The 19,282-nt window shown below is 53.1% G+C and carries 11 protein-coding genes; 2 read left to right on the top strand and 9 right to left on the bottom strand.

The annotated features are described in order from the left end of the window. Nucleotides 1-5 precede the first annotated feature (5 nt). A complete protein-coding gene (malP, locus tag AC5JPW_RS02230; protein WP_494238040.1) occupies nucleotides 6-2,399 on the bottom strand; it encodes a maltodextrin phosphorylase in 2,394 nt (797 codons plus the stop codon). A 636-nt stretch (nucleotides 2,400-3,035) separates the two neighbouring features. On the opposite strand from malP, the gene malT reads away from it, so the two are divergent. Beyond that, entirely contained in the window at nucleotides 3,036-5,741 is a 2,706-nt protein-coding gene (gene malT / locus AC5JPW_RS02225) for an HTH-type transcriptional regulator MalT (RefSeq protein WP_494238039.1), read from the top strand. Nucleotides 5,742-5,779: 38 nt separating this feature from the next. Here malT and AC5JPW_RS02220 read toward each other — a convergent pair whose 3' ends face one another. Genes AC5JPW_RS02220 through glpE form a run of 3 tightly spaced genes read right to left on the bottom strand, consistent with a single transcriptional unit; the run spans nucleotide 5,780 to nucleotide 7,775 of the window. Next, nucleotides 5,780-6,538: a DeoR/GlpR family transcriptional regulator gene (locus AC5JPW_RS02220; protein ID WP_494238037.1), complete on the bottom strand. Its 759-nt coding sequence runs from the start codon at nucleotides 6,536-6,538 to the stop codon at nucleotides 5,780-5,782. Nucleotides 6,539-6,555: 17 nt separating this feature from the next. After that, a complete protein-coding gene (gene glpG / locus AC5JPW_RS02215) occupies nucleotides 6,556-7,386 on the bottom strand; it encodes a rhomboid family intramembrane serine protease GlpG (protein WP_494238036.1) in 831 nt (276 codons plus the stop codon). A 53-nt stretch (nucleotides 7,387-7,439) separates the two neighbouring features. Then, nucleotides 7,440-7,775, bottom strand: coding sequence for a thiosulfate sulfurtransferase GlpE (gene glpE / locus AC5JPW_RS02210; RefSeq protein WP_494238034.1), 336 nt, complete (start codon nucleotides 7,773-7,775; stop codon nucleotides 7,440-7,442). A gap of 263 nt (nucleotides 7,776-8,038) precedes the next feature. On the opposite strand from glpE, the gene glpD reads away from it, so the two are divergent. Beyond that, complete coding sequence (gene glpD, locus AC5JPW_RS02205; protein ID WP_494238033.1) at nucleotides 8,039-9,544, top strand: glycerol-3-phosphate dehydrogenase; 1,506 nt, start codon at nucleotides 8,039-8,041, stop codon at nucleotides 9,542-9,544. Between the two features lie 82 nt (nucleotides 9,545-9,626). Here glpD and glgP read toward each other — a convergent pair whose 3' ends face one another. The 5 genes from glgP to glgB form a co-directional block, all read right to left on the bottom strand. After that, on the bottom strand, nucleotides 9,627-12,074 hold the full coding sequence (gene glgP, locus AC5JPW_RS02200; RefSeq protein ID WP_494238032.1) for a glycogen phosphorylase: 2,448 nt from the start codon (nucleotides 12,072-12,074) through the stop codon (nucleotides 9,627-9,629). Nucleotides 12,075-12,092: 18 nt separating this feature from the next. After that, nucleotides 12,093-13,526, bottom strand: coding sequence for a glycogen synthase GlgA (glgA, locus tag AC5JPW_RS02195; RefSeq protein WP_494238030.1), 1,434 nt, complete (start codon nucleotides 13,524-13,526; stop codon nucleotides 12,093-12,095). 90 nt (nucleotides 13,527-13,616) lie between these two features. Then, a complete protein-coding gene (gene glgC, locus AC5JPW_RS02190) occupies nucleotides 13,617-14,903 on the bottom strand; it encodes a glucose-1-phosphate adenylyltransferase (RefSeq protein ID WP_494238029.1) in 1,287 nt (428 codons plus the stop codon). A 14-nt stretch (nucleotides 14,904-14,917) separates the two neighbouring features. Continuing rightward, on the bottom strand, nucleotides 14,918-16,894 hold the full coding sequence (gene glgX, locus AC5JPW_RS02185; RefSeq protein ID WP_494238027.1) for a glycogen debranching protein GlgX: 1,977 nt from the start codon (nucleotides 16,892-16,894) through the stop codon (nucleotides 14,918-14,920). Then, a complete protein-coding gene (gene glgB, locus AC5JPW_RS02180; protein WP_494238026.1) occupies nucleotides 16,891-19,077 on the bottom strand; it encodes a 1,4-alpha-glucan branching enzyme in 2,187 nt (728 codons plus the stop codon). Before glgB ends, glgX begins: the two co-directional genes overlap by 4 nt. Nucleotides 19,078-19,282: the final 205 nt, after the last annotated feature.

Genomic DNA, 19,282 nt, shown 5'->3' with positions numbered 1-19,282 from the left:
TTTCCTTAGCGTTTTGCCTGCCAGATACGGGTCTGATAATCGCGAATCGAACGATCCGAGCTGAACATCCCGCAGCGGGCGGTGTTCAGGATAGCCGCACGGGTCCAGGCCTCTTCATCACGATAGAGTTCATCAACGCGTTTTTGTGCTTCAACGTAGGCCGCAAAATCTGCCAGCACCAGGTATGGGTCACCGCCCTGTTTGCCAATGCTATGCAGCATCTGGTCGAAGGCATGTTTGTCGCCGTCGCTGTATTTCCCGCTCTCCAGCTCTTTCAGTACCGCATCCAGCTGTTTGTCTTTTTTACGCCATTTCACCGGGTCATAGCCTTTCGCCTTCAGGGCTTTCACCTCTTCCACGGTATGACCGAAAATAAAGATATTCTCGTCGCCCACCTGCTCGGCAATTTCGACGTTCGCACCATCCAACGTGCCCACCGTCAACGCGCCGTTCAGCGCCAGCTTCATATTGCCCGTACCGGAGGCCTCTTTACCGGCAGTAGAAATCTGTTCGGAGACATCCGCAGCCGGGATCAGGCGCTCTGCCGCCGACACACAGTAGTCGGGCAGGAAGACGACTTTCAGCTTGTCGCCCACCGTCACATCGTTGTTGATGACGTGTGCCACTTTGTTGATGGCATAAATAATGTTCTTCGCCAGGTAATAGCCCGGAGCCGCTTTGGCACCAAACAGAAATACGCGAGGTACGCGGTCAGCCTGAGGGTTTTCGCGAATCTCTTTGTACAACGCCACAATATGTAACAGGTTCAAATGCTGACGTTTGTATTCGTGCAGGCGTTTGATTTGAATATCAAAGATCGCATGTGGATTAATCTCAATCCCGGTGCGATGTTTAACAAATTCCGCGAGCAGGTTTTTATTTTCCTGCTTGATTGCGCGATATTGCGCGCGGAATTTCGCGTCATCTGCAAATTTCTCCAGATGAATAAGCTGATCCAAATCGTTGGCCCACTCTTTTTTCAGCGACTTATCCAGCAATGCGGCAAGCGCGGGGTTGCACTGTTTAATCCAGCGACGCGGCGTAATACCATTAGTGACATTATGGAATTTGGTCGGCCACAGCTGGTTGTATTCAGGGAACAGATCTTTCACCACCAGATCAGAGTGCAGCGCCGCAACACCGTTCACCGCAAAGCCGCCAACGACGCACATGTTCGCCATACGCACCTGCTTATTGTGCACAACCGCGAGCTTCGCCCAGACGGCCTCATCTCCCGGCCAGGTTTTCTCCACCAGCACTTTGAAGCGATCGTTGATCTGCTTGATGATTTGCATATGGCGCGGCAAGAGCGCTTTCACCAGTTTTTCATCCCAGCACTCCAGCGCTTCCGGCATCAACGTGTGGTTGGTGTAGGCGAAGGTTTTACTGGTGATAGCCCAGGCATCATCCCAGCTCATCTGGTGCTCATCGATTAAGACCCGCAGCAGCTCAGGGATCGCGATGGTCGGGTGGGTGTCGTTCAACTGGATAACTTCATACTTCGCCAGTTCAGCCAGCTTGCGTCCGGCCAGATGATGACGACGCAGAATATCGGCAATGGAGCAGGCACACTGGAAATACTGCTGCATCAGGCGCAGCTTTTTGCCGGCCTGGTGGTTGTCGTTCGGGTAGAGCACTTTGGTCAATTTTTCAGCGTCGATACCCTGCTGCTCAGCGCGCAGGAAATCGCCATCGTTGAATTTAGTCAGATCAAACGGGTGCGCATGCGTCGCCTGCCAGAGGCGCAGCGGCTGGGCCACACTGTTACGGTAGCCCAGCACCGGCAGGTCCCAGGCTTCGCCGACAATCGTAAATTCAGGCTTCCAGTGTCCCTCTTTGCTGACTTTGCCGCCGATACCGACATGCACATCCCGTTGCTCATTATGGGTGAACCACGGATAGGTGCGACGATGCCAGTCATCCGGCGCTTCTTTCTGGTGCCCTTCATCGAAGGACTGGCGGAACAGGCCGTACTGATAATTCAGACCATAGCCGGTGGCAGACTGACCAACAGTGGCCATGGAATCCAGGAAACAGGCCGCCAGACGCCCTAACCCACCATTGCCCAGCGCGGGGTCCGTCTCTTCTTCGAGCAAATCGCTTAAATTCAGCCCCTGAGCCTGAAGTATATCGCTCACCTCCTGATACCAGCCCAGATTCAGCAAGTTGTTGCCCGTCAGGCGGCCAATCAAAAATTCCATAGAGATATAGTTAACGTGACGCTGCTGCTTCGCGGGTTTCGCCTGCGGCAGTGCCACCAGCAGTTCTGCCAGCGCACCGCTTACCGCCTGCCACCACTGGCGGGATGTCATCTCTTGCGCGGCGTGCAGGCCAAATTGCTGCCACTGACGTGTCAGGGCCGCCTCGAATTGCGCTTTGTTAAACGTAGGCTTTGACATAGAGAATTCGGATCCTGTGATTGATAAAAACAACGTTAGCGCTAGTTTGCCGGGCTCATTAAATGACGTCCTCATCCTGCCAGGGATTCAGCGGGGAGGAGTAGCAGGGATGAGCGAAAAATGTGATCTCTGCCACTTAAAGTTAGCTGTTTTTTTGAACATTTTTCAAGCCCTTGTCCATGAAGAATCATGACGCGAAGCGTAACGAAGCGTGACACGACCATTGAGATTAACGGGAAAGAATGTCAAAAGAATGAAATGTCGTTTCGCAATAAATTATTCCTGCTTGAAACCTTCATTGAGGAAATAATAATTTTTAGTGATCACACACATATTTTTGCTATTTGTGCTGCTTTATAGATTTTTATCTAAATAACATTATTGAAACCATATTTTTCTTAAAACTATTTCCTCATTGGCTGGTGATCTATCACGCAATCGGCCCCTGCTGCGCCTGTGGCGAGTGCGGCTTATTTATTCGTTAACAATTTAGAAATGTGACCTGGTGCAAATTCACAGTCGTCAGATTTGGACATAACTTGCAATATATCCAGATTTATCCGACCTTATTAGTATTAATTACGAAGCGCAAAAAAAATCGTTTTCCCCCTTTATCCTCACAGTGAAGTGATAACTATGCTGATTCCGTCTAAATTAAGTCGCCCGGTTCGCCTCGACCATACTGTCGTACGCGATCGCCTGCTGGCGAAACTTTCCGGCGCGAACAATTTTCGGCTAGCGCTCATCACAAGCCCAGCGGGTTACGGAAAAACGACGCTCATCTCTCAGTGGGCGGCGGGCAAAAACGACATTGGCTGGTTCTCTCTGGATGAGGGAGACAACCAACAGGAAAGATTTGCCAGCTACTTTATCGCGGCCATCCAGCAAGCAACGGGAGGTCACTGTGTCAGTAGCGAAACAATGGCACAAAAGCGACAGTACGCCAGCCTCTCCTCCCTCTTTGCCCAACTGTTTATTGAACTCGCAGAGTGGCAGCGCGCGCTTTATCTGGTGATTGATGATTACCATCTGATAACCAATCCGGTAATCCATGACGCGATGCGTTTTTTCCTGCGCCATCAGCCTGAAAACCTGACCCTGATTGTGCTTTCGCGTAACCTGCCACAGTTGGGTATTGCTAACCTGCGTGTACGTGAGCAGCTGCTCGAAATTGGTAGTCACCAACTCGCGTTTAATCACCAGGAAGCCAAGCAGTTCTTTGACTGTCGCCTGACCTCTCCAATTGAAGCCGCCGAAAGTGGACGCTTGTGTGATGACGTTGCCGGATGGGCCACGGCACTCCAGTTGATCGCCCTCTCCGTGCGGCAAAACCATGGAGCGGCACACCAGTCAGCTCGTCGCCTGGCGGGCATTAATGCCAGCCATTTGTCCGACTATCTGGTGGACGAGGTGCTCGATAACGTCGACGCAGCCACCCGTTTGTTCTTACTTAAAAGTGCGCTGCTACGTTCGATGAACGATGCACTGATTGTGCGTGTCACCGGCGAAGAAAACGGCCAAATGCGGCTGGAAGAGATCGAACGACAAGGGCTTTTTTTACAACGTATGGACGACTCTGGCGAGTGGTTCAGCTACCATCCCTTGTTCGGCAACTTCCTCCGTCAGCGCTGCCAGTGGGAACTCGCTACTGAATTGCCAGAAATCCACCGTGCCGCAGCAGAAAGCTGGATGGCACAAGGTTTCCCCAGTGAAGCCATTCACCATGCGCTGGCGGCTGGTGATGGCACCATGCTGCGCGATATTCTGCTCCACCACGCCTGGGGGCTGTTCAATCATAGTGAACTGAGCCTGCTGGAAGCGTCGCTTAAAGCACTGCCGTGGGAGAGCTTGTTGGAAAATCCCCGTCTGGTGCTACTACAAGCCTGGTTGATGCAAAGTCAGCATCGCTACAGCGAAGTTAACACCTTGCTGGCAAGAGCCGAGCAAGAGATGACGACCCGCATGGACACATCGCTCCACGGTGATTTCAATGCCCTGCGTGCGCAGGTGGCCATTAATGATGGTGATGCCGTTGAAGCCGAACGCCTGGCGATGGTAGCCCTTGATGAGCTGCCGCTTGCAAACTATTACAGTCGCATTGTCGCCACATCGGTGCATGGCGAAGTTCTGCATTGCAAAGGGCTACTGACCAATTCTCTGTCCCTGATGCAGCAGACTGAGCAGATGGCCCGCCGCCACGATGTATGGCATTACGCGTTGTGGAGCCTTATCCAACAGAGTGAAATTCTGTTTGCCCAGGGCTTTTTGCAGGCCGCGTGGGAGACTCAGGAAAAGGGGTTCCTGCTGGTCCGTGAGCAGCATCTTGAGCAGCTCCCTATGCACGAGTTTCTGTTGCGTATCCGTGCTCAGCTTCTTTGGGCCTGGGCGCGCCTCGATGAATCCGAAGCGGCTGCCCGCCAGGGCATGGATGTACTTGACTCCTTCCAACCCCAGCAGCAGTTGCAATGCCTGGCGCTGGTGATTCAAAACTCGCTGGCCCGTGGCGATCTGGATAACGCGCGCAGCCATTTGCACCGCCTCGAAAACCTGCTTGGTAATGGTCAATATCATAGCGACTGGGTGTCGAATGCCGATAAAGTCCGGGTGATTTACTGGCATATGGTGGGAGACAAAAAAGCCGCCGCACAGTGGCTGCGTCAGACGCCTAAACCGGAATTTGCCAATAACCACTTCCTTCAAGGTCAGTGGCGCAACATTGCCCGTGCACAAATTCTGCTAGGGGATTTTGACCCAGCGGAGATGGTGCTGGAAGAGTTAAACGAAAACGCCCGCAGCCTGCGTCTGATGAGCGACCTGAACCGCAACCTGCTGCTGCTCAATCAGCTCTACTGGCAGGCCGGTCGCAAAAACGACGCGCAACGCGTACTACTGGAAGCCCTGCAGCTTGCCAACCGGACCGGGTTTATCAGCCATTTTGTGATTGAGGGCGAGGCTATGGCGCAGCAACTGCGTCAGCTTATTCAGCTCAATACGCTGCCTGAACTGGATCAACACCGTGCGCAGCGTATCCTGCGCGACATCAACCAGCATCATCGCCACAAGTTTGCCCACTTTGATGAGAACTTTGTTGAGCGTCTGCTCACCCACCCGGATGTGCCAGAACTGATTCGCACCAGCCCGCTTACTCAACGTGAATGGCAGGTATTAGGACTGATTTATTCTGGTTACAGCAACGAACAGATTGCCGGTGAACTCGCCGTCGCGGCGACCACCATCAAAACGCACATTCGCAATCTGTATCAGAAACTGGGCGTGGCCCACCGCCAGGATGCCGTTCAGCATGCCCAGCGGTTGTTGAAAATGATGGGGTACGGGGTTTAACGCACTTTACGGCTGGCACTGCGCCAGCCGTCTTCACATCAACACAGCTCAAGCTGAATGTTATTACTGGTCAGTACCTGCATTACGCCAGCAGGCGGTGGCGTGTCGGTGTAAACCGTATCGACCATGCTGATACTGCCCATGTTAACCATCGCGTTACGACCAAATTTAGAGTGATCCACCACCAGCATGACGTGGCGCGAGTTTTCAATGATTGCCCGTTTAGTACGCACTTCGTGGTAGTCAAACTCCAGCAGCGAACCGTCAGCATCGATGCCGCTTATGCCAAGAATGCCGAAGTCGAGACGGAACTGGGAGATGAAGTCCAGCGTGGCCTCGCCCACAATCCCACCGTCGCGGCTGCGCAATTCCCCCCCCGCCAGGATGACGCGAAAGTCTTCTTTTTTAAGCAATGTGTTGGCGACGTTCAGATTGTTCGTCACCACGCGCAAATTGCTATGATCAAGCAAGGCATGCGCGACGGCTTCAGGCGTGGTGCCGATATCAATAAACAGTGTCGACCCATTAGGAATCTGGCTCGCCACTTTACGCGCAATGCGCTCTTTTTCTGCCGTCTGGGTCGCTTTACGATCGTGCCAGGACGTATTCACCGAGCTTGAAGGCAGTGCCGCACCGCCGTGATGGCGCAAAATCTTATTTTGCTCCGCCAGGTCATTGAGATCGCGACGAATGGTTTGCGGGCTCACTGCGAATTGTTCTACCAGTTCTTCCGTGCTGACATATCCCTGTACTTTAACCAGTTCAATGATCGCGTCATGACGTTGTGTTTGTTTCATGGATTGTCTCTGGATAATTATGTTCGTTTTCGCGCATTCATTGTATCAACCATCGCCATCGCGAGGCCAATCAGTAACCCGGCGGTATGGGCACCGGTAGAAACATTCGAGTCCGATACGTTAAACCATTCGGCAATCAGTATCACTACCGTGAAAATTGCCAACCCACGGGGCAGGTAGACCGTACGTTCCGGATCCCGCTCACCACGCAGCCAAACATAGCCAATCAGGGCGTAAACAACACCTGACAGCCCACCAAACCACGGGCCCGTGAGTTTGAACTGGAAGAAACCGCTGAGTAAGGCGCTGATAAGTGTGATAACCAGCAACTTGCCACTCCCCAGACGTTTTTCAACCACTCCGCCAAGATACCACCACCAGAACAGGTTAAAGATGATGTGAACCAGCGAAAAGTGCATTACGGCATGGGTAAAGTAGCGCCAGACTTCGAACTGGACAGCATCGTTAAACGGCCAGGCCAACCTGACCAGCACGGCCTGATCACCGACAATGTTCATCAGCACATAGACGAACACACAGACCACAAAAACGAAAATCATTAACGGCCCGCTTCGCTCCTGCAACACCGCACGCAGAGGAAAACGGCGATAGTGCAAACCACTGCTTGTCTGCCCTGACTGCCAGCTCGCAGCAAGGTAACGTGGGTCAGCAGGGTTTTCCATAAAGCGCGCCAGCTCCGCTCTGACCCGCTCAGCCTGACTGTCGTCTGCCAGCCAGATATCGCTCTGTTCATGGTGCTGAATAGTCAGAATAACGCCCTGGGTCTGCATGTAATCGACAAACGCCTGGGCGACACGCGGGTTAGCAAAGGAAGTGATCATCAACATGGAAGGTGGTCGCTTAGTCCCTGGAAAAGAGGACAGTATAGCGGCAGTTTCAGTTATCCCTGAAGGGTTCCGTGCGCAACTTCCGCCGGGAAGTGGCGATGCCAGGCATCAAACCCGCCATCCACGCTGAATACGCTGTCATAACCTTGCTGTAAGAGATACTGCGCGGCACCTTTACTGCTGTTGCCGTGGTAGCACATGACCATGACCGGCGTTTCAAAATCGGTCTCACGCATAAAGATTGCAAGGGTGTCATTGGTAAGATGGAAAGCCCCTGGCGTGTGGCCCATCGCAAAGCTTTGTGGATCGCGAATATCGACCAACACCGCCTTCTTCTGCTGCAGTTTCTGGTGAGTTTCTTCAACGTTGATACAAACAAAATGATCCATGGGGCTCTCTTTTAGTCATTGCAGGTAAGTCGCGCCAAAACTGCCTCGGCTATCTCCTCGCCCCTCCGGGTAGAGGGTTAGGGTGAGGGGAAACGGGCCGCACGTAGTAGGACGGTCATTTTACGTCCTCCCGGCACTGAAACGCCATTATGTTATGCATATCACTCTAAATTGTTTTTTTGATGTTACCAAGGTCGCATTCCTTTGCTATTATGAGCGATATCGAACATTTATGAGCTTTAACGAAAGTACGTGAGGGCAGCATGGAAACCAAAGATCTGATTGTCATTGGCGGGGGCATCAACGGTGCCGGTATCGCGGCAGACGCCGCCGGGCGGGGTCTGTCCGTGCTCATGCTGGAAGCGCAGGATTTAGCCTGTGCAACCTCAAGTGCAAGCTCCAAATTGATTCACGGGGGCTTACGTTATCTGGAACACTATGAATTCCGTCTGGTAAGCGAAGCCCTGGCTGAACGTGAAGTGTTATTGAAAATGGCACCGCATATCGCCTTCCCGATGCGCTTCCGTTTACCGCATCGCCCACATTTGCGTCCGGCATGGATGATTCGCATTGGTCTGTTTATGTACGATAACCTGGGTAAACGTACCAGCCTGCCAGGTTCGCAAGGTTTGCGTTTTGGCTCAGAATCCGTACTTAAACCGGAAATCGTGCGCGGTTTCGAATATTCCGACTGCTGGGTGGACGATGCACGCCTGGTCGTGGCGAATGCGCAAATGGTGGTGAAAAAAGGCGGGGAAGTGTTAACACGTACCCGCGCGACATCGGCAAGACGTGAAAATGGTTTGTGGATTGTTGAGGCAGAAGATATCGACACCGGGGAAAAATTTAGCTGGCAGGCGCGCGGCCTGGTGAATGCCACCGGTCCGTGGGTCAAACAGTTCTTTGATGACGGCATGCACCTGCCGTCGCCGTACGGTATCCGCCTGATTAAAGGTAGTCATATTGTTGTGCCACGAGTGCACACACAAAAGCAGGCCTACATCCTGCAAAACGAAGATAAGCGCATTGTGTTTGTCATTCCCTGGATGGATGAGTTTTCGATTATTGGTACTACCGATGTCGAATACAAAGGCGATCCGAAAAACGTTGAGATCGACGAAAGCGAGGTTAATTACCTGCTGAAAGCGTACAACGCGCACTTCAAGAAACCGCTCTCCCGCGATGATATCGTCTGGACTTACTCCGGTGTGCGTCCGCTGTGTGATGACGAGTCTGATTCTCCGCAGGCCATTACCCGCGACTACACCCTGGATATCCATGATGTCGGGGGCAAAGCACCGCTGCTGTCCGTGTTCGGCGGTAAGCTTACGACCTACCGTAAACTTGCCGAGCATGCCATGGAAAAACTGGCGACGTACTATCAGGGTATCGGCCCGGCATGGACCAAAGGCAGCGTCCTGCCCGGCGGGGAACTCGAAGGCGACCGTGATGACTATGCAGCGAAACTGCGTCGTCGCTACCCGTTCATTACCGAATCACTGGCCCGCCATTTCGCCCGCACTTATGGCAGTAATAGCGACGAGATCCTGAAAGACAAAACCTCGATTGAGGATCTGGGTGAGCACTTTGGTCATGAGCTGTACGAAGCCGAACTGCGTTACCTGGTTGATAATGAGTGGGTTCGCCGCCTGGACGATGCTATATGGCGTCGTACCAAACTCGGTATGTGGCTAAATGCAGATGAACAGTCCCGCGTTGCACAATGGCTGACACGCAACGGCAAAACCGAACTGTCACTGGCATCATAATAAAAAAGCCGGGGTGTAAAACCCGGCTTTATGGCATCGTCTTTTCAGAACCCGGTAAGCCTGCGCTACCGGGTTTGTTGTTTTACAACCGTACCGGATCGATATGCCAGATCTTCTCGGCATATTCCTGAATGGTGCGGTCAGAAGAGAAGTAACCCATGTTAGCGATGTTATGCATCGCTTTGGTGGTCCACTCTTCCGGGTGACGATAGAGATTATCTACTTTGTCCTGGCAATCCACATAGCTGCGGAAATCAGCCAGCACCTGGTAGTGGTCGCCAAAGTTAATCAGTGAATCCACCAGGTCACGGTAGCGGCCAGGATCCTGAGGGTTAAACAGCCCTGTCGCAATTTGCGTCAATACCTGGTGCAGTTCTTCATCCTGCTCATAGTACTCACGCGGTTTGTAGCCTTTACGACGCAGCTCTTCAACCTCTTCCGCCGTGTTGCCGAAGATAAAGATATTCTCTTCGCCCACATGTTCCAGCATCTCGACGTTTGCACCATCCAGTGTACCGATGGTCAACGCACCGTTAAGGGCAAACTTCATGTTACTGGTACCGGAGGCTTCCGTGCCTGCCAGTGAGATTTGCTCGGAGAGATCCGCTGCCGGAATAATCACCTGGGCCAGGCTCACGCTGTAGTTCGGAATGAAGACCACTTTGAGCTTGTCGCCAATCTCCGGATCGTTGTTGATCACCGCTGCCACATCATTGATAAGATGAATGATGTGCTTCGCCATGTAATACGCAGATGCGGCTTTTCCGGCGAAAATATTGACACGTGGTACCCACTCCGCTTTTGGGTCCGACTTAATGCGGTTGTAACGCAGGATGACGTGCAGTACGTTCATCAGCTGACGTTTATATTCGTGGATACGTTTGATCTGCACATCGAACAGCGCTTTCGGGTTCACTACCACGTTAAGTTGCTGGGCAATGACCTCTGCCAGACGTTTTTTATTCTCCAGTTTAGCCAGACGAATCGCCTGGTTCACCAGCGGATAATCGATATGCTGTTCCAACTCACTTAACTGGCTAAGGTCGGTACGCCAGGTGCGCCCAATATTCTCATCCAACACTTCAGACAGTGGGGGGTTAGCCAGTGCCAGCCAGCGACGTGGGGTCACGCCGTTGGTGACGTTGGTAAAGCGCATAGGGAATATCTTCGCAAAGTCGGCAAATAGCGACTGCACCATCAGGTTGGAGTGCAGCTCGGATACCCCGTTCACTTTATGACTGACCACCACCGCCAGCCAGGCCATACGCACCCTACGCCCGTTAGATTCGTCAATGATGGAAGCACGGCTGAGTAAACCGACATCGTTTGGGTACTGTTCCTGAATGGTTTTCAGGAAGTAGTCATTGATCTCGAAAATGATTTGCAGATGGCGCGGCAGAATTTTACCCAGCATATCAATCGGCCAGGTTTCCAGCGCTTCGCTCATCAATGTGTGGTTGGTGTATGAGAACACCTGGCAGGTCGCCTCGAAGGCGTCATCCCAGCCAAACTTATGCTCATCAATCAATAAACGCATCAGCTCAGGAATTGACAATACCGGGTGGGTATCATTGAGGTGAATCGCCGTTTTCTCGGCAAGGTTGCTATAGGTTTTGTGCAACTGGAAGTGGCGACTCAGGATGTCCTGAATCGTTGCGGAGACCAGGAAATACTCCTGACGCAGGCGCAACTCACGCCCGGAATAGGTTGAGTCATCCGGATAAAGTACGCGCGACACGTTCTCAGAGTGGTTTTTATCTTCCACAGCCGCGAAATAATCGCCCTGGTTAAATTTACCGAGGTTGATTTCGCTACTGGCTTGCGCATTCCACAGGCGCAGGGTGTTAGTCGCGTCAGTATCGTAACCGGGGATAATCTGGTCATACGCGACCGCCAGAATCTCTTCGGTTTCGAGCCAGTTTGACTTCTTCCCTTCTTGCTGAATACGTCCGCCGAAACGCACTTTATAGCGGGTATTATGACGCTTAAATTCCCACGGGTTTCCGTATTCCAGCCAGTAATCCGGGGACTCTTTTTGCCGCCCGTCGACGATGTTTTGTTTGAACATGCCGTAGTCGTAGCGGATACCGTAGCCGCGACCTGGCAATGCCAGCGTCGCCAGAGAATCCAGGAAGCAGGCAGCAAGGCGGCCTAAGCCCCCGTTCCCAAGTCCTGGGTCGTTTTCTTCGTCGATAAGTTCAGCCAGATCCAGCCCCATCTCTCCCAGTGCATTTTTAACATCATCATAAATACCGAGTGATAGCAGCGCATTGGAAAGGGTGCGACCAATCAGAAACTCCATCGACAGGTAGTAAACCTGTCGCGTTTCCTGAGACAGTTGTGCACGGTTTGAACGTAGCCAACGTTCAACCAGGCGATCACGCACGGCAAACAGCGTGGCGTTCAGCCACTCGTGCTTATTGGCAATAACCGGATCTTTACCGATGGTGAACATCAGCTTGTAAGCAATTGAATGTTTTAACGCCTCAATGCTCAAAGTGGGTGATGCATAAGTAAAAGGTGCATTCATATGAGTGATTCCAGGAACCTATTTCAACCGAAAATAAAGATCGCGATATGACTGCGCGGCGACCTGCCAGCTAAAATCCATGCCCATCGCCTGACGCTGAACAAAACGCCAGAGTGAAGGACGGGACCACAACACGAAAGCACGCCGAATCGCACGAAGCAGCGACCAGGCATTACTGTCTTCAAATACAAAACCACTGGCGATTCCATCTGCCAAATTCTCCAGAGAGCTATCGGACACCGTATCAGCCAACCCACCGGTACGTCGTACCAGCGGCAATGTGCCGTACTTCAGTCCATAAAGTTGCGTTAATCCACACGGTTCGAAGCGGCTTGGCACCAGAATGACATCTGCGCCACCCATGATGCGATGCGAGAACGCTTCGTGATAACCAATCTGCACCCCGACTTGCCCGGGGTGTTCTGCTGCTGCGGCCAGGAACCCTTCCTGCAAAACCGGATCGCCTGCGCCCAACAGCGCCAACTGTCCGCCCTGCTCCAACAGCCCCGGCAGCGCCTCCAGGACCAAATCAAGACCCTTCTGACTGGTTAAACGACTCACCACCGCAAACAGCGGCACCTTGTCGTTCACTTTCAGGCCCATCGCGACCTGAAGCTGGCGTTTGTTTTCTGCTTTTTCTTCAAGCGTGTCGCGCGTGTATCGCGAGGCAAGCAACAGGTCCGTTGCCGGATCCCAAATTTTTTCATCCACGCCGTTCAGAATGCCTGAGACCCGGCCTTCCATTTGACGCTGACGTAGCAGTCCTTCCATGCCATACGCAAACTGCGGCTCGGTGATTTCACGGGCATAGGTCGGGCTGACAGCCGTAATATGATCGGCGTAATACAGACCGGCCTTGAGGAACGAAATCTGCCCGTTGAACTCCAGACCATGCATATTAAAGAAAGACAATGGCAACTGTATTTCACTCATGTGTTGCGCGTAATACATCCCCTGATAGGCCAGGTTATGTACCGTGAAGACAGACTTTGCCGGGCGTCCTTTTGCCGCAAGGTATGCAGGTGCGAGACCTGCATGCCAGTCATGCGCATGAACCACATCAGGTCGCCAGAAGGGGTCAAGCCCGCTGGCCATTTCAGCACCCACCCAACCCAGCAAAGCAAAACGCAATACGTTGTCGGTGTAGGCAAAAAGATTGGTGTCGTGATAGGGGCTGCCGGGCCGGTCATAGAGATGCGGCGCGTCAATTAAGTAAATCCCAACCCCATCGAAATGTCCGAACAGCAACGTGATACGACCCGCAAACGTCTCCCGGCGGGAGACAACCTGAGCGTCCGTCACTCCTCGGCGGATATCAGGAAAAGCAGGCAGGAGCACGCGCGCATCGACACCATCAGCAATTTGTGCCGCGGGCAATGCGCCAATAACATCTGCCAGACCACCGGTCTTCAGTAACGGAAACATCTCGGAACATACATGTAAAACCTGCATTCTCGCTCCTGTCAAAACCGCTAACGCTTACCGGGCGCTAGCGGAAAAACAGCACGCGGACCCCTTCCGCGCAAGGCTATCTCGATGCTGTTACTCTTGTTGCAGTTTGCGCAGCATTTCGCGCGTCACCAGCACAATGCCCTCTTCGGAGCGGTAGAACCGTCGAGCATCTTCTTCTGCGTTCTCACCAATAATCGTCCCTTCCGGGATGACACAAGCGCGGTCAATGACGCAGCGCCTCAAGCGACAGGAGCGTCCGACCCACACTTCGGGTAGAAGCACCGCAGAATCAATGTTGCAGAACGAATTCACACGCACTCGCGAGAACAGTACCGATTGCACCACCACCGATCCGGATATCACGCACCCACCCGAAACCAGTGAGTTCAGCGTCATCCCATGGCTACCCGACCTGTCCTGTACAAATTTTGCCGGTGGCAAAGATTCATTATAGGTACGGATTGGCCAGTTCCGATCGTACATATCCAGTTCGGGTACGACGGTCGCAAGGTCGAGGTTCGCTTTCCAGTACGCTTCCAGTGTTCCCACATCGCGCCAGTAAGGTTCTGATTCAGGGTCCGATTGCACGCAGGATAATGGGAAGGGATGTGCATAAGCCATGCCAGCCTTAGTGATCAGCGGGATGATATCTTTGCCAAAATCGTGGCTGGAGTTTTCATTCTTGTCGTCTTCTTCCAGCAAGGAGTACAAGTACTCAGCATCGAAGACATAAATTCCCATACTGGCCAGTGATTTGGTGTCGTCATTCGGCATCGCAGGCGGATTAGCTGGTTTTTCGACAAATTCGATAACCTTGTCATTTTCGTCCACGGCCATTACACCAAACGCGCTTGCCTCTTCAATGGGCACCGGCATGCAGGCCACGGTGCAACGCGCACCTTTTTCGACATGATCGATAAGCATGCGGGAATAATCCTGCTTATAGATATGGTCACCGGCCAGGATAACGATGTATTCAGCCCCGTAACGTCGAATGATGTCGAGGTTTTGCGTGACCGCATCTGCGGTGCCGCGATACCAGCTCTCCCCATGCACACGCTGTTGCGCAGGCAACAGGTCGACAAATTCATTCATCTCTTCGTTAAAGAAAGACCAACCACGCTGAATGTGCTGCACCAGCGTGTGGGATTGATACTGAGTGATGACACCAATACGGCGAATACCGGAGTTAATGCAGTTGGACAGAGCAAAATCGATGATGCGGAATTTCCCGCCAAAGTGGACGGCAGGCTTGGCACGTTTTTTTGTTAAATCTTTCAGGCGCGTCCCTCGCCCACCAGCAAGTATCAGGGCTACAGATTTTAATGGCAGCTGGCGCGCTAACATTAATGGATCGTTCTTCTCTAATCTAACCATGACGAACTCCTTTTTTATGACCTTTCAAATACGCACACTCCGTGCGCGGGCCCATGCCAGACAGCCATGACTACCGGATTATCCTCTCCGGCAAACGGAGGAATGGCGCGCCACTCCCCATTGGGTAAAACCAGTTCGGCAACCTCAGGTGTCCCATTGAGTGCGATCAGAATGCGATCGGACAACAGGATTTGCAGGCAATGCAAGCCACCTTGCCACTCCCCGGCGCTAAGAGGTTGCGCCGCCTTGTTTAACCAACGAACGTTCCCATCACCCTCTTCCCACCACTGATTCCGGGTTAACGCCGGAATTTGCTGGCGAAGATGGATCAATGCCGCGGTAAAGCCCACCAGCCCACTGTTTGCCTGTTGCCAGTCAAGCCAGGTCAATGCGTTGTCCTGGCAGTAAGCGTTGTTATTACCGTGCTGACTGTGACCGTGTTCATCACCTGCCAGCAGCATTGGTGTTCCCTGAGAAAGCAGCAGTGTGGTCAACAGGGCATGGACGCTGGTTCGCCTCCTTTCTGTTATCTCAAAACTGCTGCTTAAACCTTCTATACCATGATTATTACTATGGTTGTTGTTAGTACCGTCGCGATTTTCTTCGCCATTTGCCTGGTTATGTTTATGGTTAAAACTCACACAATCACGCAGCGTAAAGCCGTCGTGAGCCGTCACCAGGTTGACAGAGGCGGAGGGCGAACGCCCCTCACGGCGGAACACATCACTGGACGCCGCAAAGCGTCCGGCAAACTCACCCAACGACAGCGACTGCTCCAGCCAGAAGCGACGCGTCGCATCGCGGAAATGATCATTCCACTCGGCAAATGGCGGTGGGAAATTGCCCACCTGATAGCCGCCAGGACCAATATCCCAGGGCTCCGCAATCAACTTAAGCCCCGATAAAAGCGGGTCCTGTTTAATTGCCTCAAACAGCGGTGCATGGGGGCTATACTCCGGCGTTCTGCCCATCACGGATGCCAGGTCAAACCGGAAACCGTCAACGTGGAACGACTCAACCCAGTGCCGCAGGCAGGCGAGCGCAAAGGCGACGCCGCCAGGATGGCTGAGGTTCAGCGTGTTGCCACAGCCGGTCCAGTTCTCATAATCGCCATCTCCCCTGATCCAATAATAGCTACGGTTATCGATTCCGCGCAGGGAGACAGTTGGCCCGTCGAGGTCAATTTCAGCCGTGTGGTTCAACACAATATCGAGCATCACTTCAATCCCGTTTTTGTGCAGCGTTTTTACCGCATCACGGAATTCGTTAATGGCAGCCTGCGGCGAGCTGGCGTAGCGCGGTTCAAGCGCGAACAGGCCCAGCGGGTTATATCCCCAGTAGTTGCTTAACCCCAGCCGTTGCAGACGGGGCTCACTGACAAAATGGGCGATCGGCATCAACTCTAGTGTGGTGATCCCCAGCGTTTTGAAGTACTCAATCATCACCGGATGACCGAGCGCTTTATAAGTGCCGCGCATATCTTCCGGCAGTCCCGGATGCAGATACGTGAGCCCTTTAACATGGGCTTCGTAGATAACGGTATTGCCCCAGGGCGTTGCGGGTGGGCGATCGTTTTCCCAGTCGTAGGTTTCATCCACGACCACACATCTCGGAGCAACCGCCGCGCTGTCATGCGGGTCCGGGGAGTGATGGCCACCGTGCAGCAGCGGGTTATCAGGCAGATTGCCATCAATACGCAGTGTGCAAGGGTCAATTACCAGCTTCATCGGGTTAAAACGGTGACCCTGAGCGGGATCCCAGGGTCCATGCACACGGTAACCGTAACGTTGCCCCGCCTTCAATCCTGCCAGAAAACCATGCCAGACATCGCCTGTACGCGCCGGAAGGTCAACGCGTTGTTCGTTGCCTTCCTCGTCAAACAAGCACAACTCCACGCGGTGCGCATGAACAGAAAAGAGGGTGAAATTCACCCCACCTTTCACCACATGCGCACCAAGTGGTGCTGGCTGGCCTGCGGTAAGGGTCGTCATTCCCCCTCCCTGACCAGCCAGATGGTGGAGAGCGGCGGCAATGTCACGGAGATCGAATGTTCGCGACCGTGGCTCGGAATGTTTTCGCTATAGACACCTCCACCGTTCCCGGCGTTGCTGCCGTGGTAGTGCATCGAGTCGGTGTTTAACTCTTCGCGCCAGCGCCCTGGCTGGTTAATGCCAAAGCGATAGCCGTGACGGGGTACCGGCGTAAAGTTGCTGGCAACAATGATCTCATTGCCTGCTTTATCGCGGCGCACAAACACAAACACTGAACGCTCGTTATCATCCACCACCAGCCACTCGAAGCCATAGGAGTCAAAATCCAGCTCATGCATGGCTTTATGGTGGCGATAAGTGCGGTTCAGGTCACGAACCAGACGCTGCACGCCGTGGTGCCAGTTATCGCCACCTTCCAGCAGATGCCAGTCAAGACTCGTGTCATGGTTCCACTCACGACCTTGGGCGAACTCATTGCCCATAAACAGCAACTTTTTGCCGGGAAATGCGAACATCCAGCCGTAGTAAGCGCGCAGGTTGGCAAACTTCTGCCAGGCATCGCCCGGCATGCGATCCAGAATGGATTTTTTACCGTGCACCACTTCGTCATGAGACAACGGCAAGACAAAGTTTTCTGTGTTGTTGTACAGCATGCCAAAAGTGAGTTTGTCGTGATGGTACTGACGGTGCACCGGATCGAGCTTCATGTAGTCCAGGGTGTCATGCATCCAGCCCAGGTTCCACTTGTACCAGAAGCCTAATCCTCCCAGCGATGGCGGACGTGAGACGCCGGGAAAATCCGTCGACTCTTCGGCCATGCTCACCGCACCCGGCACCTGTTCGCCGAGAATACGGTTGGTACTGCGTAAAAACTCTATCGCTTCGAGATTTTCACGCCCGCCGTGCTCGTTAGGGATCCACTCCCCCGCTTTGCGGCTGTAGTCGCGGTAGATCATGGAGGCCACCGCATCCACACGCAGCGCATCAATACCAAAGCGTTCAATCCAGTAAAGCGCATTGCCCACCAGATAGTTGCTGACTTCACGACGACCATAGTTGTAGATGAGCGTATTCCAGTCCTGATGGTAGCCTTCGCGCGGGTCGCTGTGCTCATACAGGCTGGTGCCGTCAAATTCTGCCAGGCCAAAATCATCAGAAGGGAAATGACCCGGCACCCAGTCGAGGATGACGTTCAGCCCGGCGGCATGCGCCGCTTTCACAAAGTAGAGAAAATCATCGCGGGTGCCGAAACGACGGGTCGGTGCGTAAAGCCCGGTCGGCTGATAGCCCCAACTGCCATCAAAAGGGTGTTCGTTGATGGGCAACAGTTCGAGGTGGGTAAAGCCCATCCACTTCACGTAGGGGATTAACTGATCCGCCAGCTCGCGATAGCTCAGCCAGAAATTATTGTCCGTATGGCGACGCCAGGACCCCAGATGTACCTCGTAGATGGAGATGGGGGCATCAAATTCGTTGGCCTTTTTACGGGCTTCGGTCTGCTCAACCTTTTCCGGCAGGTCGCAGATCATTGATGCGGTTTCCGGGCGCATTTGTGCTTCAAACGCGTAAGGGTCAGATTTAATGCGCAGTTTGCCGTGCGCATCAATCATCTCAAATTTATAGAGCTGCCCGTTATGTGCACCAGGAATGAAAAGCTCCCAGATACCGGATTCCCGACGTAAACGCATCGGGTGGCGACGGCCATCCCAGTAGTTAAACTGCCCCACGACCGACACACGGCGGGCATTCGGCGCCCAGACGGAAAAACGTGTACCGGTCACGCCATCCATCGTATCGGCATGTGCGCCAAGGGTTTCGTAAGGTCGCAGGTGGGTACCTTCGGAAAGCAGCCAGGCGTCCATCTCCTGAATCAATGGACCAAAGCGGTAAGGATCGTCGATGAGATTTTGTTGGCCATGCCAGATAATGGCAAGCTGGTAGCGAAATGCATTTTTTCTACGCGGCATGATGCCGCTAAAGAAACCTCGTGAATCGAGGCAATCCAGATTGCCCACTTTGCGCCCGGTTTTGGGTTCAATCACCCAAACCTCGGAGGCGTCAGGTAATAATGCGCGGACTTCCAGCCCGGCCTCAGTTTGATGCATGCCGAGAACGGAAAAGGGATCCGCAAAATGGCCTGCTATTAGCGCGTTAATCACGTCTCTATCTACAAGCACGGACATGGTTTCATCCTTTTTTATTTGTGTCACACCTAAGCCGGGAAGGTTATACACCCGGTTATGACACTTTTTTTGACCTGAACGGCTCAGCACAATATGTGCATCCTCTCTGATCCGTCCCACCTTCAGGCAAGGCACAGAAGCACCCTACTTAAAGCATAGCCAACGCTTTATCTGACTCCTGAGAAAAATAACAACATTCGCGTAG

Source organism: Phytobacter sp., assembly GCF_059074235.1.
Note: the sequence above shows the minus strand (reverse complement) of the source record. Positions and strands in the feature narration are given on the sequence as shown.